The sequence below is a fragment of the Conexibacter woesei DSM 14684 genome (genome assembly GCF_000025265.1).
Lineage (GTDB): Bacteria > Actinomycetota > Thermoleophilia > Solirubrobacterales > Solirubrobacteraceae > Conexibacter > Conexibacter woesei.
The window spans coordinates 3,821,631-3,844,558 of sequence record NC_013739.1 but is presented as its reverse complement, the minus strand read 5'-3'; the positions used below and the strand labels follow the sequence as shown (position 1 = coordinate 3,844,558).

Sequence of the window (22,928 nt, the reverse complement as noted above, 5' to 3'; positions counted from 1 at the left end):
GCGTAGCATCTCGGCCGCCATGAGCGAGCCTACTCAGACCGAAGTCCACCGCATCGCCGCCGCGCCGGCGCGCACCGCGAGCTACGAGGCCGATCCGGCCGAGGTCAGACGCGTCCTGCTGCTCTACTCGGGCGGCCTCGACACGAGCGTGATGCTCAAATGGATCCAGGACGAGTACAGAGCCGAGGTCGTCTGCCTGACGGTCAACCTCGGCCAACCGGGCGAGGACTACGACGTCATCAAGGACAAGGCGCGCAGAATCGGCGCGATCGACACCCACGTGGTCGACGCGCGCGAGGTGTTCGCGCACGAGTTCATCAAGCCGGCGATCAAGGCGAACGCGCTCTATGGCGGCGGTTACCCGCTCTTCACCGCGCTCGGCCGCCCGCTGATCGCGAAGCTCGCCGTCGAGTACGCGCGCAGAACCGGCTGCGACACGATTGCGCACGGCTGCACCGGCAAGGGCAACGACCAGGTCCGCATCGAGGCGACCGTCGCGACGCTCGGCCCGGAGCTGAAGGTGATCGCGCCCGTCCGCTCGTGGCAGATGGGCCGCGAGGAGGAGATCGCGTACGCCCGTGAGCACGGCATCTTCGTCAAGGGCGGCGCCGAGGTCACGCCGTACTCGATCGACGACAACCTCTGGGGTCGCTCGTCCGAGGGCCGCTGGATCGAGGACCTGACGCACGCGCCGGAGGACGACGTCTTCCAGCTCGTGACGCGGCCTGAGGAGGCGCCCGACACGCCCGAGATCGTCGACCTGGAGTTCGAAGGCGGCGTCCCGGTCGCGCTCAACGGCTCGCGCATGGGGCTCGTCGAGCTGCTGGAGGCGGTCGCCGAGATCGGCTGCCGCCACGGCGTCGGGATCGTCGACCACATCGAGGACCGCATCGTCGGCCTCAAGGTGCGCGACATCTACGAGGTGCCGGCGGCCGCGATCGTGCTGAGAGCCCACCAGGAGCTGGAGCACCTCGTCGGGACGATCCACCAGAACCAGTTCAAGACGGGCCTCGACCAGCAGTGGGGCTACCTCGTCTACGCAGGCCTCTGGTGGGAGCCGCTGCGGCACGACATCGACGCCTACCAGGACCGCGTCAACGAGCAGGTGACCGGCAGAATCGGCCTCAAGCTCTACAAGGGCTCGGTCCGCGTCGTCACGCGCGAGTCGCCGAACGCCGTCTACGACGCGACGCTCGCCTCCTTCGCGGAGTCCGGCGGCCTCTTCTCGCAGACCGCGTCGCCCGGCTTCATCGAGCTGTGGTCGCTGCAGTCGCGGATGGCGTACCAGCTGCGCGAGCGCGCCAGCAGAGCCTGATGCGCTTGTCGCGCGCGGCGCGCGGGTAGCTTCGGTCGCATGTACTACAAGGCGCTTGGATTCGTCGTCTGGAAGCTCGGCACGCGCTACCTGCGCCGGCGCTACGGGACGGCGCCGAAGAAGATCGGCGCAGGTGCGCTCGTGGCGGTCGGCGTCGCGGGCGCGATCGTCGTCGCGCAGAAGCGGCTGGGCGCAGACTCGTCAGGTTGAGTGCCGGCTGGTGTGCACGACCCTGTGCACCCGCCGAGCGAGGCCGCACGCGTCCGCGTCGCGGGATAGCCTGCGGTCCGGTTCCCTGCTCCGATGCGCCTGATGCCACCTGATGCCTTCCCGCCCGACGACGCGTCCCGCCACCCCGGCGACGCGAACGTCGTCGACCCCGCCGTGATGGCGGAGCGGCGGGCGCAGCGGGCGGAGCTGTCCGAGCAGGTCGCGGTCCGCCGCGCGGCGGACGCGCAGGCGCTCGCGGCCGAGCTGTCGGCCGAGCGCGCGCGGCTGGAGGCCGAGCTGGAGCAGGCCCGTCGCGAGCCCGAACGGCTCAGCCGGCTCGTCGCCGAGCGCGAACGGGCGCTGAGAGCCGCGCAGCAGCGCGCGCACGGGGAGGAGGCGCAGCGGCTGGAGGCGGCGGAGGAGCTGTCGACGAGCGCGCGCCGCCACGAGGCCGAGCTGGCCGACCTGCGGGCGAGAGCCGAGCGGGCGGAGGAGCAGCGGGCGCTGCTGGCCGAGCGGGCGGAGCGGGCCGAAGGCGACGCGGAGAGCCGTGGGGCGGAGCTGGAGGCGCTGCGGACGCGGCTGACGGAGGCGGAGCAGATCGCGGCCGCGGCGGAGCGGGCGCTGAGACGTGCCGAGGCCAAGCGCGCGGCGTCGCGCGAGAAGCGCCGGCGGGCGATCGAGGCGCGCGAGGCCGCGGAGGCCGAGCTGGCCGCGGCCCAGGGCGAGGCTCGCGCCGCGCGCGAAGGCGCCGATGCGGTGATGGCCGAAGCCGCGCACGTCGAGAGCGAGCGCGAGACGCTGCGAGCTGAGCTGGCGCAGGCGCGCGCGGAGCGCGACGCTCTGCGGACGGAGCTGGCGCAGGCGCGGGAGGAGCGCGACGGTGGGCGTGCGGAGCTGGCGGGGGCGCGCGCGGAGCGCGACGGTCTGCGGACGGAGCTGGCGCAGGAGCGCGACGCCGCGGCCTCCGCCGCGGCGGCGCCGGCGAGATTCGTCCCGTCGCCGTCGTTGCTGCGCAGCGAGTTCATGCTCGCGCGAGCGACGCGCGGCCGGCCGGTGAGGACGGTCCCGCCGCGGGTCGGCGTGACGGTCCCGACGGATGCCTTGGCGCGCGAGCGCCGGCTGGTGGAGGAGCGCGGCGCCGCGAGCGCTCTCGCGGGCCGGGGGTCTGGCGCGGCCGCCGGAGCGGCGCGCGCGGCCGGGCTCGCCGCGGCGGTCGCGGCTCGCGCCGCCGGTCCCGCGGCCGTCGGCGACGCTGCGCTGCGCGGGGCGGAGGCCGAGCGCCGCGTGCCGCCGCGCGCGATACCGGTGACCGCGCTCGCGTTGGAGCGAGAGCGCTCGGTGCGTCTACAGTCCCAGCTGGACCGCCAGGCGCAGACCGAGCGCGAGCTGCGCGACCAGGTCGAGGCGCTCGAACGCGCGGTCGCGTCGCGGATGGACGCGGAGCAGCGAATCGAGGCGGCGCTGCGGCGCGTGCGCGGCGAGCTGGAGGCCGCGAACGCCCTTCGCATGCTGACCGAGCGCGGCTCCCCGACGAGGCCGCTCACCTCGACGCAGCCGGCGCGCGAGGCGACGCCGACCTCGCCCGCCCCGCCTGCCTCTGCCGCGCCGCCGGCCCCGGACGCTGCCGACGCGCCTCCAGCGCCGGCCCCGCCCGCCGCGGCCCCGCCCGCGCCGGCGCCCGACCCCGCCGCGCCGCCGGCCGCTGATCCCGACGCCGCTGCGCCGCACGCGCCGGTGCCCGCCGCTGACCCCGCCGCGCCGCCGGCCGCAGCCGCTGCGGCGCCCGGCGATCCCGTGCCGCTCGGGGCGGGCTTCGACGCCGACCGGCTCAACGCGGCCCGAGCGCGCCTGCGCGCGATGGCCGAGGCGGAGGAGCGTGCCGCCGCGGGCGGTGACCCCGCTCCCCTGGACGCCTCCGCTCGCCCGGACGCGGCCGCTCCGGCGGACGCCGCCGCTTCCGTCGACCCAGCTCCTCCCGCCGACGCGGCTTCCGCCGGCTCAGCTGCCCCCGCTCGAACCGCTCGGCCCGGCCCAGCGCGCGTGATCGGGCCGGCGCGGGTGACGGTGCCGACGCCGCGCGCGTTCGTCGACGCGAACGCGCGGCGTCCCGTGCGCTCGACGTCGCCGTGGCTTCCGGCGGCGCTGCGGCGGCTCGTGCGCGAAGACCCGGAGACGGCCGGCAGGATTCTCGTCGGCATGCTGCCCGCCCACGGGCTCGTGACGCAGAGACCGCTCGCGTACGACCTCGTCCTGGCCGATCGCGGCACCGTCGCGGTCGACGTGCGCTCCTACGGCCGCACGACCGTGCGCGCGCTCGACGGGCCACGTGAGAGCAGACGGGTCGACTTCCGCGTCGCGGCGAGCCACGCCGGCTTCGCGCGCCTGCTGCTGACGCGCCGCGGGCTGCGCCGCCGGGCGCGCGTGCGCGGATCTCGCAGACGGCTGCGCGAGCTGCGCCGGCTCAGCCGTGAGCCGCTCGCGCTGCGCGATCTCGCCTCGACTGGGGCAACGCTTGAACCGGCGCTGGCGCTCTGGCTGGCGGCGCTCGCGATCCAGCCCGCCGACACCGTCGGCCACCGCTTCACGATCGCCCACGCGCCGCTCCCCGGCGGCCCGGCGGACGCCTGGCTGCGAATCCAGGACGGCGCGCCGCCGAGCGTCCTGCGGACGCCTCCGGGCGAGCCCGTCGCCGCCACACTGCGCTGCACGCGCGGCGCGCTGATAGCGCTGCTCGCGGGCGTCGCGCCGCCGGCCGGCGAGGGCGCGGCGATCGACGGCGACGCGGCCGTGCTGGAGCTCGTCCGCGGCTGGATCCGCGCGACCGAGTTCCCCGCCGGCTGAGGAGCGCGCGGAAGCGGCGCGGGGCGCTGCCCGCCCCGACTAGCCTGCCCCGATGGACCCGGTCGAGGAATCGCTTCCCGAGACGGTCGAGCATGGCCCGGCGAGCCAGCAGACGCGCGTGCTGGAGCGCACGCTGCGGCGCTGGTGGCTGCCGGTCGCCCGCAACTGGCGCCTGACCCCGCGCGGGATCCGCCTGCTTCAGCGCATAACCGACCCGACCGATCGCGTCCCGGTGCTGCGCGGCACGCGCGTCGAGCCGACGCGCATCGGCGGCCGGCCGGCCGAGTGGGTCCGCGCGCCGCGCGCGCTCGCGCAAGCGCACGGCGGTGACGCCGGGCATGGCCGGGACGGCGACGACGGCGGGCACGGCCGGGACGGCGACGACGGCGGGCACGGCCGGGACGGCGGTGACGCCGGGCACGGCCGGGACGGCGGTGACGGCGGGCACGGCGGAACGGACGCGGCCGGCCCGATGCTGCTCTACCTGCACGGCGGCGGCTACGTCTTCGGCTCCCCGCGCACGCACCGCAACCTCGTCTCGCGCATCTCCCACGTGACCGGCCTGCCGGCACTCTCGCTCGACTACCGCCTGCCGCCGGAGGCGACGCTGCCGGCACCGATCGAGGACGCGCTCGCCGCCTACCGCGAGCTGCTCGCCGGCGGGCGCGACCCGCGCACGATCGTCGTCGCCGGCGACTCCGCCGGCGGCAACCTCGCGCTCGCGCTGTCGCTGCACGCCGCCGAGGAGGGGCTGCCGCAGCCGGCCGCGCTCGTGCTGCTCTCGCCGTGGGCGGACCTGACCCAGAGCGGCGCCTCGGCGCAGACCAACGACCTGCTCGACCCGTTCATCCCGCCGGGCGTGCTCGACCGCTTCGCGCGCGTCGCGGCCGGCGGCGCCGACCCGGCCGGCTGGCGGATCTCGCCGCTGCTCGCGCCCGAGGAGCTGTGGCGCGCGCTGCCGCCGACCCACGTCCAGGCCGGCTCGACCGAGCGGCTGCTCGACGACGGCGTCGCGGTCGCGCGGCGCGTCGCGGCCTCCTGCACACGCGCCGAGCTGCACGTCTTCGACCGCCAGCCGCACGTCGTCCCGCTCTGGAACGGGACTCCCGAGGCGCGCACGGCGCTGCGCGAGATGGGTCGCTTCGTCACCTCCGCACTGGCGCCCGAGAGCGCTCCCGCGGCGCCCTCCGAGGCCGACGCTGAAGCCGCCTCCGAGGTCGCCGAGCCGGCCGACCTGAGCTGATCCGCCGCCCTGCCGGGGATCGTGCACGGCGTCCGCTGGGCCGCCTATTCTGACAAGCCCGATGTCCTCCTCCTCAGCTCAGGCCTGCGCCCACCTCCACGTCCACTCCGAGTACTCGCTGCTCGACGGCGCCTGCAAGATCGACGCCCTCGCCGCGCGCGCCGCGGCGTTCGACCAGCCCGCCCTCGGACTGACCGACCACGGCGTCATGAACGGCTCCGTCGAGATGTACAAGGCCTGCAAGAAGCACGACATCAAGCCGCTGCTGGGCTGCGAGGTCTACGTCGTCGACGACCGCCACTTCCGCGCCGGCAGAGCGGAGCGCAACCACCTCACGCTGCTGGCGCAGAACGACGTCGGCTACCGGAATCTCGTCAAGCTCTCCTCGACCGGCTACCTCGAAGGCCTGCACCGCGGCAAGCCCGGCGTCGACTTCGAGATCATGTCGCAGCACTCGGAGGGCATCATCGCCCTCACCGGCTGCCTTGCCTCGCGCTTCTGCCAGCGGCTCGTCAACGACCGCCCCGACGAGGCGCGCGCCCACGTCGACGACCTGATGAACATCTTCGGGCGCGAGCAGGTCTACTTCGAGGTGCAGAAGAACGGCATCGCGGACCAGGACAAGGCGAACGAGGGGATCGTGCGGATCGCGCGCGAGGTCGGCCGCCCGCTCGTCGGCACCGGCGACGTGCACTACCTGCGCCGCGAGGACTACCACCATCACACGGCCCTGCTCTGCGTTCAGACGAAGTCGACGCTTGCCGAGCCGAAGATGACGTTCGACACGAACGAGTTCTACCTCAAGTCCAACCAGGAGATGGCGGACGCGTTCGCGGAGTGGCCCGACGCGCTGCCGACGACGCTGGAGGTCGCCGAGCGCTGCCAGGTCGAGATCCCGCTCGGCGGCCAGCTGATCCCGAGCTACCCGACGCCGAACGGCGAGGAGGAGAGAGCGTACCTCCGCCAGCTCGTCCTGGACGGCCTCCACCTGCGCTACGGCAACCCGCCGCCGGCCGCCGCCGTCGAGCGGATGGAGATGGAGCTGGCGGTCATCGACAAGATGGGCTTCAACGCCTACTTCCTGATCGTCTGGGACTTCGTCAGATACTCGAAGGAGAACGGCGTCGCGGTCGGCCCGGGCCGTGGCTCCGCCGCCGGCTCGATCGTCGCCTACTGCCTCGCGATCACGGACGTCGACCCGCTCGCCTACGACCTCCTCTTCGAGCGCTTCCTCAACCCCGAGCGCGTGTCGATGCCTGATATCGACATCGACTTCTCCGTCCGCGGCCGCGAGCGCGTGATCAGATACGTGACGGAGAAGTACGGCAGAGAGTCCGTCGCGCAGATCATCACCTTCGGCAAGATGTTCCCGCGCGCCGCGACGCGCGACGCCGCGCGCGTGCTGGGCCACGACTACGGCGCCGGCGACAAGCTCGCGAAGCTGATCCCGGACCCGATCATGGGCCGCCCGCCGTCGTTCGACGACTGCCTCCAGCCGGGCGAGCCGCTGCGCGGCGAAGTCGACTCCAACCCCGTCTCCAGACAGATCGTCGACGTCGCCCGCGGCCTGGAGGGGATCGTCCGCAACTCGTCGATCCACGCCGCCGCGGTCGTGATCGCGGATCGCCCGCTGACGGACATCGTGCCGCTGCAGCTCGCCGACGCCGGGACCGACGACAGAGGCGACAAGGTCTACCGCACGGTGACGCAGTACTCGATGAAGCCCGTCGAGGAGCTCGGTCTCCTCAAGATGGACTTCCTCGGCCTGCGCAACCTCGACGTGATCGAGGACGCGCTCGACATCATCGAGCGCTCGACCGGCACCCGCCCAGACATGACGACGCTGCCGCTCGACGACGGCAAGACCTACGACATGATCGCCCGCGGCGACTCGGTCGGCGTCTTCCAGTTCGAGTCCGAGGGCATGCGGGAGACGCTCAAGAAGGTCAGACCGACCGAGCTCGAGGACCTGATCGCGCTGAACGCGCTCTATCGCCCGGGCGCGATGGATCAGATCCCCACGTACGCGCGCGGCAAGCGCAACCCGGAGTCGATCTCCTACCCGGACGAGCGCCTGCGCCCGATCCTCGAATCGACCAACGGCGTCATCGTCTACCAGGAGCAGGCGATGCAGATCGCCAAGTCCCTGGCCGGCTTCTCCGGCGCCAAGGCGGACGACCTCCGCAAGGCGATCGGCAAGAAGAACCGCGCGGCGATGGCGGAGCTGAAGCCCGAGTTCATCGAGGGCTGCCGCGCGTCGAGAACGAGCGAGCAGGTGATCGAGTGGCTGTGGGCGACGAACGAGAAGTCGGCCGACTACTCGTTCAACAAGGCCCACGCCGCCTGCTACGCGCTGATCGCCTACCGCACCGCGTGGCTGAAGGCCAACCACCCGGCCGAGTACATGGCCGCGCTGATCTCCTCCGTGATGGACACGAAGGACAAGGTCCCGTTCTTCGTCGCGCAGACGGAGCAGATGGGGATCGAGATCCTGCCGCCGGACGTCAACGAGTCCGATCACGACTTCATGGTCGTCGACGGCAACATCCGCTTCGGGCTCGACGCGGTCAAGGGCGTCGGCTACGCGGCCGTCGAGGGGATAAAGCGCGCCCGCGAGGAGGACGGCCCGTTCACGTCGCTGTGGGACTTCTGCGAGCGCGTCGACGGCAAGGCCGTCAACAAGAAGGCGATCGAGGCGCTGATCAAGTGCGGCGCGTTCAGCTCCACCGGCGCGTCGCGCAAGGGCATGCTGGGCGTGCTGGAGCAGGCGCAGGCGGCCGGCCAGAAGGCGCAGCAGGACGCGCTGATCGGCCAGGGCTCGATCTTCGACCTCGGACCGGAGCCGGGCGCCGCGAACGGCGCCGCCGCGAGCGCGTTCGCCGCCCCGAGCCATCCCGGCATCCCCGCGGAGGAGTTCGACCAGGCCGAGATGCTCGCCGCCGAGAAGGAGTCGATCGGCCTCTTCATCTCCGCCCACCCGCTGAAGGCGGTGCGCGAGGCGATGCGGGTCAAGGTCGACTGCACGCTCGCGGAGCTGAGTGACAGAAAGGACGGTGACTGGGTCACCGTCGGCGGCATCATCACGCAGTGCAAGAGACTGCGGACGAAGAGAGGCGACCACATGATGTTCGCCACCCTCGACGACCTCGAGGGCACGGTCGAGATCCTGATCTTCGGAAGAGTCCTGGCCGCCTCCGAGGAGGCGTTCCAGATGGACTCGGTGATCACCCTGCGCGGCCGCGTCGACCACAAGGACGCGTCGAAGACAACGGTCGTGGTGCAGGACGCCGAGCTGTTCGCGCCGTCGGAGGCGGAGATCGAGAAGGCGCGCGAGGAGGCCGCGAAGATCCCCACCGGCCCGCCGCCGGTCCGCCTGCGCCTCGACTGCACCGCCCTGCGCGCGGGCGTTATCGACGACCTCAAGGCGGTCTTCGAGACGTTCCCCGGCGAGTCCGTCGTCGTGCTGGAGATGCACACCTCAGGCGGCCAGCGGACGCTGCGGCTCGGTCCGACCTACAAGGTCAGCCGTAACGCCGCCCTGCAAGCCGAGCTGGACCACGTGCTGGGGAGCGCGATGCTCGAGCCCGCCGCGGCGTGACGGCTTGTCCTCGCCGCGCCTGGCGTTGTCCTCGGTCGCTTATGGGCTGGCGCCCACCGCGCTCCCTGCGTCCTAGCCAGGCACGACGATGACGGCGCCGTCTATCGACTACACCGCTGCCTTCTTGCGCAAGCGCAGTCCTCTTCTGCGCAGTCTCTTCGCGTAGACGATCTCCTCGGCCGATGTCCCTCTCTTGTCCGGGCCGGGGGTCTCCAGCACGACGGGGAGGTTCTCGAAGCGCGGCTCGGACAGGAACGCCATGCAGCCCGTCTCGCCCAGCTCGCCCTCGCCGAGGTTGGCGTGGCGGTCGCGGTTGGTGCCGAGCGCGTTGACGGAGTCGTTGAGGTGCAGCCCGCCGAGCCGGCCGAGCCCGACGGCCGCGTCGAAGCGGTCGAGCGTCTCGCTCAGCCCGTCGATCGTGCGGACGTCGTAGCCGGACGCGAGCAGGTGGCAGGAGTCGAGGCAGACGCCGAGCCGCTCACCGCCGCCGGCCGCGTCGATCAGCTCTCTCAGCTCCTCGAACGAGCGCCCCAGCGTGCCGCCCGCGCCCGCGGTGTCCTCCAGCAGCAGCGCGCTCGACTCGCTCTCCGCCAGCGCCTCTCTGAAGACGCCGCCGGCGCGCGCGATCGCCTCGCCGACGTGGCCTCTGAGCGCCGAGCCGGGGTGGAGCACGACGCTCGCGCCGATCGCGTCGCCGACGCGCAGCGACTGCGTCAGCGAGGCGAGCGACTTCGTGCGGATCTCCGGGTCCTCGCTGGCGCAGTTGATCAGGTAGACGGCGTGGATCATCACCGCTCTGATCGGGCTGCCCGCCATCGCGTCGCGGAACGCGGCGAAGTCGTCCTCGGAGTACTGCGTCGGGCGCCACATCCGCGGCGACTGGTTGAAGATCTGTATCGCCGTACAGCCCTTCTCGACGCCGCGCTCGATCGCGTTCGGCAGCCCTCCGGCCTGTGACACGTGGGCGCCGATTAGCATGCGGACTCCATGAAAGTTCGATTCGCTCCTTCTCCGACGGGCGCGCTGCACATCGGCGGCGCCCGCACTGCGCTCTACAACTGGCTGCTCGCACGCGGGAGCGGCGGCAGACTCGTCCTGCGGATCGAAGATACCGACCGCGAGCGATCGACCCCCGAGAACGTCGAGCAGATCCTCGACGCGCTCCGCTGGCTGGAGCTCGACTGGGACGAGGGGCCGGTCTTCCAGGCCGCGCGCGCCGAGCGCCACGCCGAGGCGCTCCAGCAGCTGCTCGACGCCGGCCACGCCTACCGCACGACCGCGACGGGCGACGACGTCAGAGCGTGGAAGGCGCAGCACGGCGACGACCGCGGCTTCCGTGGCACCTCCGAGGCCGAGGGAGCGGTTCGGCTGCGCGTGCCCGACGAGGGGGAGACGGTCGTCCACGACGCCGTCCGCGGTGACGCGTCGTTCAAGCACGTCCACCTCGACGACCCGGTGATCGCCCGCGCCGACGGCTCGGTCCTCTACAACTTCGCCGTCGCGATCGACGACCTCGACGCAGGCGTCACGCACGTCGTGCGCGGCGAGGACCACCTCTCGAACACACCCAAGCAGCTGCTCGTGTTCGAGGCGCTCGGCGAGAGAGCGCCGATCTACGCGCACCTTCCGCTGCTGCACGGCCCGGACGGCAAGAAGCTCTCCAAGCGCCACGGTGCCGCCTCCGTGCAGGAGCTGCGCGACCAGGGCTACCTGCCCGAGGCGGTCAACAACTACGTCGCGCTGCTCGGCGCCGGCTTCGACCCCGAGCGCGAGTACTTCACGCGCGACGAGCTGGCCGAGCGGCTGAGACTGGAGCGGATCTCGCGTTCGCCGGCGGTCTTCGACGAGAGAAAGCTGCGGCACATCAACGGCCACTACCTGCGCGAGCTGCCCGTCGAGGAGCTGACGCGCCGGCTGGAGGCGTTCACGGGCCGGGAGGGGCTCGCCGGCGCGGTCGAGATCAGCCGCGAGAAGATCCAGACGCTCGCCGACTTCTGGCCGCTCGCCGGCTTCTTCTTCGACGGCCCGGCCGACGACGAGAAGGCGTTCGCGAAGGTCTTCGGCGTCGAGGGCGCGGTCGACGGGCTCGCGGCCGCGCGCGACGCGCTGGCGGCGCTGGAGCCGTTCACGCAGGAGTTCGTCGAGGCCGCCCTGCGCGGCCTGCTGGACGCGAACGACTGGAAGCCCAAGCACGTCTTCCAGCCGGTCCGCGTCGCGATCGCCGGGACGACGATCTCGCCGGGGATCTTCGAGAGCGTCGCGCTGCTGGGCCGCGACGAGACGCTGCGGCGGGTCGACGCGGCGCTCGCGCGGGCGCGTTGACACGCTGTCGAGCGGCGGCTGGGGGCGTGCCGTCCTCAACCTGAGCGCCTGCCGTGCCGATAACCTGAACGGATCGGGACAGCGGGCGGCCTCGGGGGCCGGGACTGCAGCGATCCCCTCGTTCGCGCGTTGCGTCGAGGTCCACGATCGCCATGACCCCACCGACGCTCACAGCCAGCTTGACTTCAACGGCCGCCACTGCCGACGCCGGATTTCCGCGCCACCACAACGAGGGCCACGGCCGTCGGCTGACGGCTGCGTTCGAGGCGCTGGAGGCGTTCCCGGTGCTCGCCGAGTCGCGCAACCGCGTCCTGCGGCTGTTCACGCAGGAGCGCCCGGCGACGGCTGAGATCGTCGCCGCGGTCGAGTCCGACGTGGCGCTCGCGATCGCGACGCTGCGACTCGCCAACCGCGTCGACGGCAGGTCGCGGGGCAGAGTCGACTCGGTCGTGAGAGCGGTCAGCGTGCTCTCGCCGGCGGCGGTGCAGGCGCTCGCGAGCCGTGCGCGCACGTTCGACTTCTTCGAGCGCAGCGGCATCTGGGAGGGCACGCCGGAGCGCTTCCGCCTCCACGGGGTCGCGACCCAGCGCGCGGCCGACCGGCTCGCCGCCGAGCTCGGCTACGAGGACCGCGACCGCCTGATCGTCACGTCGCTGCTGCACGACATCGGCAAGCTCGTCCTCAGCCACGCCTACCCGGGCTATCCGCGGCAGGTGCACGGCGACGCGAAGACGCCGGAGGAGCGGATCCACAGGGAGCGCCGCGAGCTGGGCGTCGACCACGCGCTCGTCGGCGGGGTGCTCGCGCGCCGCTGGGGGCTGCCGAAGGCGATCGCCTCGACGATCGAGCGCCATCACAGCGACGACGCCGACGGCGAGGCCGCGCTCGTGCGCCTCGCCGACATGCTCGCCCACTACGGCCACGGCGACGCCGTCTCGCCGAGCGAGATGCTGTCGACCGCGCGGCTGGTCGGGATCGGCCCGGCGGAGCTGCGCGCGGTGATGTACGACCTCCCGTACGCGACCAACGGCGGGCGCCAGCGCGCGCTCGACCCGTGCCCGCTGTCAGCGCGCGAGACCGAGGTGCTCAAGCGGCTGGGGCAGGGGAAGGTCTACAAGCAGATCGCGCACGAGCTGGAGCTGTCGACGAGCACCGTGCGCACGCACCTCCACAACATCTACGGCAAGCTCGGCGCCGTCGACCGCGCGCAGGCGGTCTTGATCGCCACCGAGCGCGGCTGGATCTAGCCTGGCTTGCCCTCATCGCACCACGGACTTCGTCCGCGGTGCCCGCGACGTCCTCGGTCGCTTATGGGCTGGCGGGTGGGTGGGACCGTGTCCTCCCTGCGTCCTCGCCAGCCACGACGATCGCTACGCCAGGACGCGTCGCTGCGCCCGCGCCCGCACGCGCAGCCGCCACGTGACGAGTGCGGCGATCAGGATGCCGGCGGAGTCGATCGCGACGTCGCGCGGGTGGCCTGAGCGGCCGTCGACGAACGTCTGGTGGAACTCGTCGCTGATCGCGTAGCCGACGGCGATCGCGGCCGCCCACCAGGCCGCTCGGCCACTCCAGCCGAGCGCGCGCAGCCAGAGCAGGAACAGCAGGCCGTACTCGACGGCGTGGACGACCTTGCGGCCGACCAGGTCGATCGTGCCCAGCTCGGTTCTGAGGTTCGGCTGGGCCGAGAGGAAGAAGATGACGCCCATCAGGGCGAGTGGCGGACCAAATCGACCGATCCAGTCCGCAAGCCGTCGTGTCGGTGACATACCATCCTGATGGTAGGCAACCGCCGATGATCTCGATCACGACCAAATCCCCCTACGCGCTGCGGGCGCTCACGGAGCTCGGCCGCCTCGGCGGCTCAGGTCCGGTGCCGATCGCCGAGCTGGCCCGCCGGCGGGAGATTCCGGTCCAGTTCCTCGAGCAGCTGTTCGCGGTCCTGCGCCGCGCCGGCGTGCTGAAGTCCCAGCGCGGCGTCAAGGGTGGCTACAGCTTCGCGAGGGAGCCGGGCGAGATCACCGTGCTGGAGATCGTCGAGCTGCTCGACGGCGCATTCGGCGCCGACGCCGAGGGCGTCTTCGCCGAGGCCGCCGCCGCCGCCCGCGCCGTCCTCGCGCAGACGACCGTCGCCGACGTGATCGAGCGCGAGGCGCGCGACGCCGGCGCGGCGATGTACTACATCTGAGCGTCCGTTACAAAACGCCGCTCGATAGGCGAAGATGTCCAGGTGCTGCAACGCATCCACATCAGAGGGTTCAAGTCCCTGGTCGACGTCGAACTGGAACTGCCTCGTCTCGCAGTACTTGCCGGTCCGAACGCCGCAGGTAAGAGCAACGTTCTCGACGCGTTCCAGATGCTGGCTCGCTCCGGAACTCAGCGAACGCTTGCGGACGCGCTCGATTCTCCGATTCGTGGCTTTCCTACCGAGGCGTTCACCTTTCCGTCGGGAGGACTCGCAGAGCTCATGGTGCAGAACTCTGCGAGATTCGAGATCGAGGCTGACGTCGCGATCGACAGAGCTGACACAAGAGCGTTGCTTGAGCGTGTGCGGTATCGGCTGGGAGTCGAGATCGATCCAGACACCGGCGTGCTTGCCCTTGCGGATGAATATCTCGCGCGACTCACAAAGGACTGGCAGCCGAAAGACAGCGCGCGCATCGAAGCACAAGACGATCGAATTCTCATTCGGCGTTCTGGTAGCGGAGGGCGGCCGCCGCTGGAGGAGCGTGCGACGAATCACACGTGGCTTTCGGACGCCCGGCTTTCAGGGACGCCCTATCCGCTGTTTGACAGTCTGCGGGCAGAGTTTCGACAGTGGCGCACGTACTACCTGGATCCAGGCACAACCATGCGTGCTGCAGCGCCGCCTCGCGAGGTTCCCGACATCGGCGTGAATGGAGAGCATCTGGCTCCCTTTCTCTACGGGCTCAAGACACGCAACGGCCCAGCGTTTGAAGCAGTGCATCGGGCCCTGAAGTCGGTGATCCCAGCGATCGGCAGCCTCGACGTCGATCTCGACACGAAGCGTGGCACACTCGATATTCAGATCGAGCAGGACGGGACTACCTTTTCGTCACGAGTGGTATCGGAGGGCACTCTTCGGGTACTCGCCCTCTGCGCGATCGCGGTTACCGCTCGCAGTGGGCTCGTTGCGTTTGAGGAGCCCGAGAATGGTGTTCAGCCGCAGCGACTGGACCGGATCGCTGAGTTGCTTGCTTCCGTGACCCGACGTGGCTCAGCTCAACTGGTCGTGACGACACACTCACCCGGTTTCGTGGCTGCGATTCTGGAGCGGGCCCGGGATGCCGAAACGGATATTGGGCTGTTCAGCGTCGGGCGGAGCGGCCACAAGACCGTCATCAGACCGCACCGGGACTTTGGGCTCTGGCAGGACCAGGCAGTTGACGAGTTGCTCATTGAGCCGGACGAATCGGACAAGATCTCTGCGCTGGTCCGTCGAGGCTGGCTCGACGTCTGAATATGACGTATCGAGTTGATTTGTTCTGCGAAGACGCAGGACACGAGAGTTTCGGTCGAGCGATGATCAACCGGTGTGCTCGTGAGGAAGGCGTCGCCGTCACGCTCAACGTCCCCACCGCGAAGTTCGGAATCCCTCGTTTGCGATCGGAGCTCGCGGCATTCCAGAGTGTTCTCAAGCGCTCTGGCGGCGCACCAGACATTCTCGTGATCATGATCGACGCAAACGCCGAAGGCGTCGCGTCGCGGAGGAGACAGATCGACGCGGTCCTGGATCGAGATGTGATTCCGGTCAGCGTGTGCGGTGTTCCGGATCCATATGTCGAGCGCTGGCTGTTGGCGGACCCTGTCTCGTTTGCGGAGACGTTTGGGCACGAACCCGAAGGTGGAAGGGTCCGGACTCGGAAGGAATGGAAGGCGCGCCTCGTAAAAGCTCTCGAAAGAGGCGGGCAGATCGTGACGCAAGGCGGGGCCGAATTTGCCGAAGAGATCGTATCGGCGATGGACCTTTATCGGGCGGGTAGGATCGCGCCGTCATTGAACGCGTTCATCTCTGATTTGCGAACCACTCTCCGCACGCTTGGCGTCTGATCCATACCCTGGTCTGCTCTGGGACTCGCGTCGCCACATAGCGGCGCAAGCGTCCACCATCGCGACGGTAACGCCGCTGGCTGTACGACGGAGCGACGCGGCGATGTACTACATCTGAGCGCGTCGTCAGGAGACGGCGGCGAACGCGTCGGCGTAGACGACGACGCCGGTGGGTGCGGGCTGGTCCGGCGGCGGGTACGCCGGCAGTCTGAACGCCATCCACGCGTCGTCCGGGACGTCGAACGGCGCACGGATGCCGAGCGGGGCGGCCGGCTCGAAGCCGAAGCGTGGGTAGTAGTCCGCATGGCCGAGGACGGAGACGAGCGGGACGCCGGGCGCGGCGGCCGGCGCGCGTCGCAGCGCCTCGCGCACGAGCGCGCCGCCGATCCCGCGGCGCTGCGCGTCCGGGTCGACGGCGACCGGGGCGAGCACGAGCAGCGGGACTCCGCTGTCGAGCCGCGCGCGGCTGAAGACGATGTGGCCGAGGACTCGCTCGGCGCCGCGCTCGACCGCCACGAGGCACAGCTCCGGCACGACGGCGCCCTCGGCGCGCAGCGCGTCGACCAGGTCGGCCTCGGCCGCCGTCGGGAACGCACGCTCGTGCACGCGCCGCGCGGCGGCATGGTCCTCCTGGCGCTCGGGGCGCAGTCCGAGGCTCATGCGGTCACTCGTCGCCCTTGACCCAGCGCGCCTCGCGCTGGATGCCGCGGTAGGAGCGGCCGAGTCTCTCGCGCTCGCGCGCGGCGGCGCGTCTGTCGTCGACCCACGCCTGCTCTCTGGCGAGCTTGCGCCACGCCTCCAGCCGTTCGGGCGCGACGACGCCGCGGACGGCGCAGTCGGGCTCGCTGTCGTGCTGGCAGTCGGCGAAGCGGCAGCCGGCCGCCAGCTCGGCGACGTCGTCGAAGGTGTCGTCGACGCCGCCGTCCCACATCCCGACCTCGCGCATCCCGGGCGTGTCGATCAGCAGGCCGCCGTTGGGCAGCGACAGCAGCTCGCGCGTGACGGTCGTGTGGCGGCCGCGTTTGTCGGATGCGCGCACGTCGCCGACCGCCTGGCGCTCCTCGCCCAGCAGCGCGTTGACGAGCGTCGACTTGCCGGCGCCGGAGGGACCGAGCAGGACCGCGGTCGAGCCGGGCGGCAGCAGGCTGCGGACGATCCCGATCCCGTCGCCGGTCCGCACGCTCACCGCGATCGCGTCCGGCAGCCCGAGGTCGCGCCCGAGCCGCAGCGCGGTCGCGTCGGCGTCGTCGTCGAGGTCGGCCTTCGTCAGCACCAGCGCGACCGGCACCTCGCCCGCTCCGGCGATCGCCGCCAGCCGCTCCGCGCGCCGCTCGTTCGGCTCCGGCAGCGGCTCGGCGACGAGCGCCAGCTCGACGTTCGCGGCCAGCACCTGGCGCTCGGCGCGTCCCTCGCCGACCGCGCGCCGCACGACCGCGCCGTGGCGCGGCAGCACGCCGGCGATCGCGTCGCCGCCGTCGAGCGCGACCCAGTCGCCGGTCACCGGCGGCCCCTCGGCCTCGTCTCTGAGCCGCGCGCGGGCGTGCACGAGCCGCGGCTCCGGCGCGTCGGGCTCGGCCACGAGCCAGACGCCGCTGTGCTGCGAGAGCACGCGCGCAGGGGAGAGGCCGGGCTCGCCGAGCGCGTCGCGCAGTGTGGCCAGCTCGGCGTCGAGGTCGTCGCGCCGGCCGATGCCGGCGGGGAAGAGCGTCACGCTGGGATCTTGACAGGCCGCTGTTAGGGTCCGCCGCCATGAGCGACACGCGCGACGCCGGCTACCCGAAGATCGAGCTGCACGTCCACCTCGAAGGCGCCGTCTCGCCCGCCGCGCTGCTCGCGGCTGCCAGACGCAACGGCTTCGCGCTGCCGGTCGCGACCGTCGAGCAGCTGGCCGAGTTCATGCGCTTCCGCGACTTCGACCACTTCATCGAGGCGTGGTTCGCGACGACGCCCGCGCTCCAGACCGAGCAGGACTACCGCGAGCTGGTCGTCGACTATGCACGCCGCGCGCAGGCACAGGGTGCGGTCTACCTGGAGGCGATCTTCTCGCCGACGGACAAGCTGACCGAGCAGGGGATCGATCTCGAGACCGTCTTCACCGGCTTCACCGACGGCGTCCAGGCGGCGCGCGAGGAGGTCGGGATCGAGGTCCGCCTGACGCCCGACATCACGCGCGGCGTCGACCTCGACGTCGCGATCGCGACCGCCGAGCACGCCGTCCGCTACAAGGACCGCGGGATCGTCGCGCTCGGCCTCGGCGGGCTCGAAGCGCAGTTCCCGCCGGAGCCGTACGCGCCGGCGTTCGCGATCGCCCGCGCGGGCGGCCTCGGCTCGGTCCCGCACGCGGGCGAGGTCGCCGGCCCCGCGTCGATCCGCGGCGCGCTCGACACGCTCGCGCCCGACCGCATCCGCCACGGGGTGCGCGCGGTCGAGGACCCGGGCCTGCTGCGCGAGCTGGCCGACCGCGGCATGGTGCTCGACGTCTGCGTCCTCTCGAACGTCCGGCTCGGCGTCGTCGAGGCGGTCACCGCTCATCAGCTGCCGGCGCTGCTGGCGGCCGGTGTCCCGTGCACGGTCAACACCGACGATCCGACGTTCTTCGCCTGCGACCTCGCCTCTGAGCACGCCGCGGCGCGCTCGCTCGGCGCCGATCCGCGCGCGCTCTTCGACGCGGGCGTCGCGGGTGCGCTCTGCGACGCGGCGACGAAGGAGCGACTGCGCGCGCTCGCGGTCGTCCACGACTGGAGCGGCGCCGGCGCCTGATGGCGTGGGAGCTGGGACCGGGCGTCGTGGAGCTGCCGGACGGCGCGCGCCTGCGCGGGCGCGGCCTCCGCAGGGGCGCTCCGCCGGAGCCGCACCCGGAGTGGGGGCTCTACCTGCTCGGCAAGCCGCCCGCCGCGACGCCGTGGCCCGGCCTGTGGCTGCGTTGACCGGACTTCTGGCTGCCGCGCGACGCGGCGGACGCGCGTGCGGCGTTCGAGGAGGCGCATCGCCTCGCGCGCGACGGCGTGCGCGTCGAGGTCGCCTGCGGCGGCGGCAAGGGCCGCACGGGAACGGCGTTGGCGTGCATCGCGCAGCTCGGCGGCGTGGCCGCCAGCGGCGCGACGGCATGGGCCCGCCGGCACTACGACGCCCACGCCGTCGAGACGCCGTGGCAGCGGCGCTACGACGCCCACGCCGTCGAGACGCCGTGGCAGCGGCGCTACGTCCGCCGCTTCGCCGCAGCGGGCGCCGAGCCGCCGGTCCGGCGCGGCGCCTAGGCCGCGACGGCCTCCAGCCGGTGCAGCTCGGCCGGCCGGTCGTACGACTCGACCGCGCGCTCGACGTCGACCCGCTCGGCGCGGAACGTCTCGCGCCTGGCGTGCTCCTCGTCGATCATCAGCTTGATCGCGTGGAACTCGCCGGTCGGCAGCTCGTGGAACGCCGCGACCGGACGCGGGTCGGCGGTCGCGGCGGCGACCGGCGCGGCCTCGGTGGCGGGGCCGCCGCGGAAGCGCACGACGCAGGCGAGCGCGATCGCCGAGAACGTCCCGGCGAGCACGTTTCCGACCCCGAGCATGAGCGCGCCGAGCCCTGCAAGGTTGACGTAGCCGGTGAGCACGTTGACCGTTATGCCGATCATCCAGCCGAGCGGCGACTGGCCGTTGGACGATCGGCTCTTGACCATCGTGCGGATGTGGGGCAGCGTGCCGGCGAAGCCGAGCACGATCGCGAAGGAGGAGGCGATGGAGATGAGTGTCATGGGCACGGAGGGGCTCGAATGTGTTCAGGGCAGCACGAAGACCGCTCAGCGCAGCCCCCATGCGAGGTGGTTCGGGCGGCCCATCTAGACGGCGGCGGTCGCAGCTGCCGTCAGGGACTTACGTGACCTCGCGAGGCGGACCTCGTGAGACGACCGGAGAGGTGGTGCGGGGAGCCTGGTGACTCCCACATCCCAGAACCCATTATTCGCACGATCGTTGCGCATGCAAGGGGTCTGTGACCTCACTCACATTCACGGCGCTCGAAATCGGGAATGTGAGGCCGCTCTAAGGAAACGGCCACACGCGGTTCACGGCAGCGTGTACATCGGGTTCGGCAGCTTGAACGTGCGCTGCGCGGCGCCGCCGGCGAGGTCGCTCGCCTGGTCGCCGATGTTCAGCACGACGCGCCGCCCGCCGCGCTGCAGCCGCTTGCGCGCGCTCGACTTGAACGGCACGACCGAGCTGCGGTGGTCCTCGGACGGGCGCAGCACCAGCTCGTATCTGCCGCGGAAGCCGGCCTTGCGCAGCTGCGCCAGCGTCGTCGTGCGGACGTACTCGGGCCGGCCCGTCACGAACGCGACCGTCACTCTGCGCTGCTGCGCGAAGCGGAACAGCCGCAGCGTCTGCGCGATCGGCGGGTGCGGGTCGAGCACGACGCAGGCGGTGCGGCGGCCGTCGGTGAAGGCTCCGGCCTTCATGCAGTCGTACGTCGACAGCGCCGTGTCGTCGATGTCGAAGACGGCGACGAGCCTGCGCGGGTCGCTCGCTCTGCGGATGCGCTCGCGCAGGAAGGCGGTCGCGCGGTCGGTCACCTGCGTCGTCTCGCGCGCCCAGGCGCCCGACTCGTAGAACTGCTCGATCTGCCCGATCTGCTCGGGCGCCGGATCGGCGGGAGGGGCGTCCGCGGCGGTGGCGGCGGAGGGCGCGACGGCGAGGCTCAGGGCCAGCAGCGCGCCGGTGGCAAGCGTCCGGAGGGAGGTCGACATCGCAGACCATTATGGTTCCGGGCGCAATGCCGCGAATCCCGATCAACATTGCCGACCATGTCGGCCGCACACCGATGGTGCAGCTCACCCGCATCCTGCCGGCCGATTCGCACGCCGAGCTGTTCGGAAAGCTCGAGTCGTTCAACCCCGGCGGCAGCGTCAAGGACCGCATCGGCGTCGCCATGATCGAGGCCGCTGAGCGCGAGGGCCGGATCGAGCCGGGCCGCACGACGATCGTCGAGGCGACCAGTGGCAACACCGGGATCGCGCTCGCGTTCGTCTGCGCGGCGAAGGGCTACGACCTCGTGCTGACGCTCCCGCAGGGGATGAGCCGCGAGCGCGAGGGGCTGCTGCGGCTGTACGGCGCGCGCTTCGAGATCACCGAGTCGCTTGGCGGTATGAACGAGGCCGTCGACGCCGCCCGCGCGATGGCCAGAAGCAGCGACGTGTTCCTGCCCGACCAGTTCACCAACCCGGCCAACCCGGAGGCGCACCGGCGCACGACCGGCCCGGAGATCTGGGACGCGCTCGACGGCGACGTCGACGTGCTCGTCGCGGGCGTCGGCACCGGCGGCACGATCACCGGCGTCGGCAGCCTGCTGAAGGAGCGCAACCCCGACTGCCGCGTGATCGCGGTCGAGCCGCGCACCTCCGCGGTGCTGTCGGGCCGCCTGGCGGGGCCGCACAAGATCCAGGGGATCGGCGCGGGCTTCGTCCCGGCGGTGCTCGACCGCGAACTGCTCGACGAGGTGATCGCCGTCGACGACGAGGACGCGATCGCGACCGCGCGGCTGCTCGCCAGCCGGGAGGGCGTGTTGTCGGGCATCTCCTGCGGCGCCGCGGTGTGGGTGGCGATGGAGGTCGCGAAGCGGCCCGAGTCGAAGGGCAAGCGGATCGTCACGATCCTGCCGGACTCCGGCGAGCGCTACGTCTCGACGCCGTTCTTCGCACCGTAGCCGCGCGATCCCGCTCCACTACCCTTTGCCCATGGCCGGCCTTGGCACCCTGAAGCGCGTCGCGGGCGAGATCCGCAGAGATGTGCGCGCCGCGCAGGAGCGCGATCCCGCCGCCCGCGGCGTCGGCAGGCTGGAGGTGCTGGCGATCTGGCCCGGCGTCCACGCGATTCTCGCGCACCGCGTCGCGCACGCGCTCGTCGTCGCGCACGTCCCGCTCGTCCCGCGCCTGATCGCCGGCTTCTCGCGTGCCGTCACCGGGATCGAGATCCACCCGGCGGCGTGCATCGGGTCGAGCTTCTTCATCGACCACGGGATGGGCGTCGTGATCGGTGAGACGGCGAAGATCGGCAACGACGTGACGCTCTACCAGGGCGTCACGCTCGGCGGCACCGGCTTCGCGACCGGCAAGCGCCACCCGACGGTCGAGGACAACGTCACGATCGGCTCCGGCGCGAAGCTGCTCGGCCCGATCACGATCGGCCACGGCTCGAAGATCGGCGCCAACACCGTCGTGATCCACGACGTGCCGCCGAACTCGACCGTCGTCGGCAACCCCGGTCATCCGGTGCGGATCGACGGCCGCCGGCCGGAGGGCCCCGACGCCGACTGGGTCCACCTGCCCGACCCGGTCGCGGACGCGATCAAGGGCCTCGCCAGCCGCATCGGCGCACTGGAGCGCGCGCTCGCCGAGCGCGGCGGGGAGAACGGCGCCGGAGACGACGCGCCCGACGACACGCCGCCGCTCCGTCCCGCCCGCGGTCCGAACCCCGCCGGCGGGTAGGTCGTCCTGGATTGGTGTCGCTATACGACACCAATCCAGGACGACCGGTCAGCGAGCCGGCCGGCTCGCGATCCGCGCGAGCGCCGCGGGTGCACTGCGGCGCAGCTGCGGGACGCGCCACATCGCCTCCAGCGCGATCCGCGGCGACATCTTGCTCGTGCCCTCGGTGCGGTCGCGGAAGACGATCGGCACCTCGGCGACGCGGAAGCCCGCGAGCACGGCGCGGTACGTGATCTCGATCTGGAAGACGTAGCCCTGCGAGCGCACGCTGCCGAGCTCGATCGCCTCCAGCACCTCCCGCCGGATGACCTTGTAGCCACCGGTCAGGTCGTGCTGGGGGAGGCGCAGCACGAGCCGCGCGTAGAGGCAGCCGGCGCGGCTGGTGAGCCGTCGCAGCGGACCCCAGTCCGAGACGCCGCCGCCCGGCACGTAGCGCGAGCCGAGCACGACGTCGGCGCTCTCGGCGGCGCGCAGCAGCGCCGGCAGGTGCTCGGGATCGTGGGAGAGGTCGGCGTCCATCTCGCAGACACGCTGCGCGCCGCCTGCCAGCGCGTGCGCAAAGCCGGCGAGGTATGCCTGGCCGAGGCCGCCCTTGGCGGAGCGGTGGAGCACCTCGACGACGCCCAGCTCGTCGCCGATCCGCTCGGCGATCGCACCGGTGCCGTCCGGCGAGCCGTCGTCGACGACGAGCAGCCGGTGGTCGCCGGGCGCGGCGTCGGCGAGCTGCTGCGCCGTCTGGCGCAGCATGCGTTCGATGGAGCCGGCCTCGTTGTAGGTCGGCACGATGACCCAGGTCGAGGGTGTCATGCGGCGGCGAAGCGTAGTGGACGGCCTGGCCGTGACGCGTGCGTCCCGGTCGACGACG

At 72.0% G+C, this 22,928-nt stretch carries 20 protein-coding genes and 1 pseudogene; 14 read left to right on the top strand and 7 right to left on the bottom strand.

Annotated elements, in window-relative coordinates; genetic code table 11:
- Nucleotides 1-19 precede the first annotated feature (19 nt).
- From CWOE_RS18055 to dnaE, 5 genes are all read left to right on the top strand, one after another.
- Nucleotides 20-1,315, top strand: a complete 1,296-nt coding sequence (locus tag CWOE_RS18055; RefSeq protein ID WP_012935078.1) for an argininosuccinate synthase — start codon at nucleotides 20-22, stop codon at nucleotides 1,313-1,315.
- Nucleotides 1,316-1,354: 39 nt separating this feature from the next.
- Nucleotides 1,355-1,525: a hypothetical protein gene (locus CWOE_RS33545; RefSeq protein ID WP_012935077.1), complete on the top strand. Its 171-nt coding sequence runs from the start codon at nucleotides 1,355-1,357 to the stop codon at nucleotides 1,523-1,525.
- A 102-nt stretch (nucleotides 1,526-1,627) separates the two neighbouring features.
- Nucleotides 1,628-4,369 carry a hypothetical protein gene (locus tag CWOE_RS30965; RefSeq protein WP_148261064.1) on the top strand — a complete coding sequence of 914 codons (2,742 nt, stop codon included), beginning with the start codon at nucleotides 1,628-1,630 and terminating at the stop codon, nucleotides 4,367-4,369.
- Nucleotides 4,370-4,421: 52 nt separating this feature from the next.
- Complete coding sequence (locus tag CWOE_RS32900; RefSeq protein ID WP_012935075.1) at nucleotides 4,422-5,612, top strand: alpha/beta hydrolase; 1,191 nt, start codon at nucleotides 4,422-4,424, stop codon at nucleotides 5,610-5,612.
- Between the two features lie 61 nt (nucleotides 5,613-5,673).
- Nucleotides 5,674-9,210: a DNA polymerase III subunit alpha gene (gene dnaE, locus CWOE_RS18040; RefSeq protein WP_012935074.1), complete on the top strand. Its 3,537-nt coding sequence runs from the start codon at nucleotides 5,674-5,676 to the stop codon at nucleotides 9,208-9,210.
- A gap of 108 nt (nucleotides 9,211-9,318) precedes the next feature.
- Here the strand turns inward: dnaE and CWOE_RS18035 are convergent, their stop codons facing one another.
- A complete protein-coding gene (locus tag CWOE_RS18035) occupies nucleotides 9,319-10,188 on the bottom strand; it encodes a deoxyribonuclease IV (protein ID WP_012935073.1) in 870 nt (289 codons plus the stop codon).
- A 9-nt stretch (nucleotides 10,189-10,197) separates the two neighbouring features.
- Here CWOE_RS18035 and gltX point away from each other — a divergent pair, with 9 nt between their 5' ends.
- Together gltX and CWOE_RS18025 are read left to right on the top strand one after the other, a co-directional pair.
- The gene (gene gltX / locus CWOE_RS18030; RefSeq protein ID WP_012935072.1) at nucleotides 10,198-11,532 is read left to right on the top strand and encodes a glutamate--tRNA ligase; all 1,335 of its coding nucleotides are present in this window, start codon (nucleotides 10,198-10,200) and stop codon (nucleotides 11,530-11,532) included.
- Nucleotides 11,533-11,711: 179 nt separating this feature from the next.
- The gene (locus CWOE_RS18025) at nucleotides 11,712-12,779 is read left to right on the top strand and encodes an HDOD domain-containing protein (protein ID WP_236262116.1); all 1,068 of its coding nucleotides are present in this window, start codon (nucleotides 11,712-11,714) and stop codon (nucleotides 12,777-12,779) included.
- A 123-nt stretch (nucleotides 12,780-12,902) separates the two neighbouring features.
- On the opposite strand, the gene CWOE_RS18020 is transcribed toward CWOE_RS18025, so the two are convergent.
- A complete protein-coding gene (locus CWOE_RS18020) occupies nucleotides 12,903-13,298 on the bottom strand; it encodes a VanZ family protein (protein ID WP_012935070.1) in 396 nt (131 codons plus the stop codon).
- 26 nt (nucleotides 13,299-13,324) lie between these two features.
- Between CWOE_RS18020 and CWOE_RS18015 the strand changes: the two genes are divergently transcribed.
- The 3 genes from CWOE_RS18015 to CWOE_RS18005 all read left to right on the top strand — a co-directional run bounded on the left by CWOE_RS18015 (nucleotide 13,325) and on the right by CWOE_RS18005 (nucleotide 15,600).
- Nucleotides 13,325-13,717, top strand: coding sequence for an RrF2 family transcriptional regulator (locus CWOE_RS18015; protein WP_012935069.1), 393 nt, complete (start codon nucleotides 13,325-13,327; stop codon nucleotides 13,715-13,717).
- Between the two features lie 42 nt (nucleotides 13,718-13,759).
- Nucleotides 13,760-15,010 (top strand): AAA family ATPase, encoded by a 1,251-nt coding sequence (locus CWOE_RS32095; RefSeq protein ID WP_012935068.1) that lies wholly within the window; start codon nucleotides 13,760-13,762, stop codon nucleotides 15,008-15,010.
- Between the two features lie 62 nt (nucleotides 15,011-15,072).
- Nucleotides 15,073-15,600: a hypothetical protein gene (locus CWOE_RS18005; protein ID WP_148261063.1), complete on the top strand. Its 528-nt coding sequence runs from the start codon at nucleotides 15,073-15,075 to the stop codon at nucleotides 15,598-15,600.
- A 126-nt stretch (nucleotides 15,601-15,726) separates the two neighbouring features.
- Here the strand turns inward: CWOE_RS18005 and CWOE_RS18000 are convergent, their stop codons facing one another.
- Together CWOE_RS18000 and rsgA are read right to left on the bottom strand one after the other, a co-directional pair.
- Nucleotides 15,727-16,260, bottom strand: a complete 534-nt coding sequence (locus tag CWOE_RS18000; RefSeq protein WP_012935067.1) for a GNAT family N-acetyltransferase — start codon at nucleotides 16,258-16,260, stop codon at nucleotides 15,727-15,729.
- A 4-nt stretch (nucleotides 16,261-16,264) separates the two neighbouring features.
- The gene (rsgA, locus tag CWOE_RS17995) at nucleotides 16,265-17,311 is read right to left on the bottom strand and encodes a ribosome small subunit-dependent GTPase A (RefSeq protein ID WP_012935066.1); all 1,047 of its coding nucleotides are present in this window, start codon (nucleotides 17,309-17,311) and stop codon (nucleotides 16,265-16,267) included.
- 38 nt (nucleotides 17,312-17,349) lie between these two features.
- On the opposite strand from rsgA, the gene add reads away from it, so the two are divergent.
- Nucleotides 17,350-18,360, top strand: coding sequence for an adenosine deaminase (add, locus tag CWOE_RS17990; protein ID WP_012935065.1), 1,011 nt, complete (start codon nucleotides 17,350-17,352; stop codon nucleotides 18,358-18,360).
- A pseudogene (locus CWOE_RS34490) lies at nucleotides 18,360-18,857 on the top strand (phosphatase domain-containing protein). Before add ends, CWOE_RS34490 begins: the two are co-directional and overlap by 1 nt.
- Here CWOE_RS34490 and CWOE_RS17980 read toward each other — a convergent pair.
- Entirely contained in the window at nucleotides 18,854-19,339 is a 486-nt protein-coding gene (locus CWOE_RS17980; protein ID WP_012935064.1) for a hypothetical protein, read from the bottom strand. The pseudogene CWOE_RS34490 and the gene CWOE_RS17980 sit on opposite strands and share 4 nt — an antisense overlap.
- A 309-nt stretch (nucleotides 19,340-19,648) precedes the next feature.
- A complete protein-coding gene (locus CWOE_RS30960) occupies nucleotides 19,649-20,326 on the bottom strand; it encodes an HAD family acid phosphatase (RefSeq protein ID WP_012935063.1) in 678 nt (225 codons plus the stop codon).
- Nucleotides 20,327-20,352: 26 nt separating this feature from the next.
- Here CWOE_RS30960 and cysK point away from each other — a divergent pair, with 26 nt between their 5' ends.
- Together cysK and epsC are read left to right on the top strand one after the other, a co-directional pair.
- Nucleotides 20,353-21,282, top strand: coding sequence for a cysteine synthase A (gene cysK, locus CWOE_RS17970; protein ID WP_012935062.1), 930 nt, complete (start codon nucleotides 20,353-20,355; stop codon nucleotides 21,280-21,282).
- Nucleotides 21,283-21,313: 31 nt separating this feature from the next.
- Complete coding sequence (gene epsC, locus CWOE_RS17965) at nucleotides 21,314-22,063, top strand: serine O-acetyltransferase EpsC (RefSeq protein WP_012935061.1); 750 nt, start codon at nucleotides 21,314-21,316, stop codon at nucleotides 22,061-22,063.
- 48 nt (nucleotides 22,064-22,111) lie between these two features.
- Here epsC and CWOE_RS17960 read toward each other — a convergent pair whose 3' ends face one another.
- On the bottom strand, nucleotides 22,112-22,870 hold the full coding sequence (locus CWOE_RS17960) for a polyprenol monophosphomannose synthase (RefSeq protein WP_012935060.1): 759 nt from the start codon (nucleotides 22,868-22,870) through the stop codon (nucleotides 22,112-22,114).
- Nucleotides 22,871-22,928: the final 58 nt, after the last annotated feature.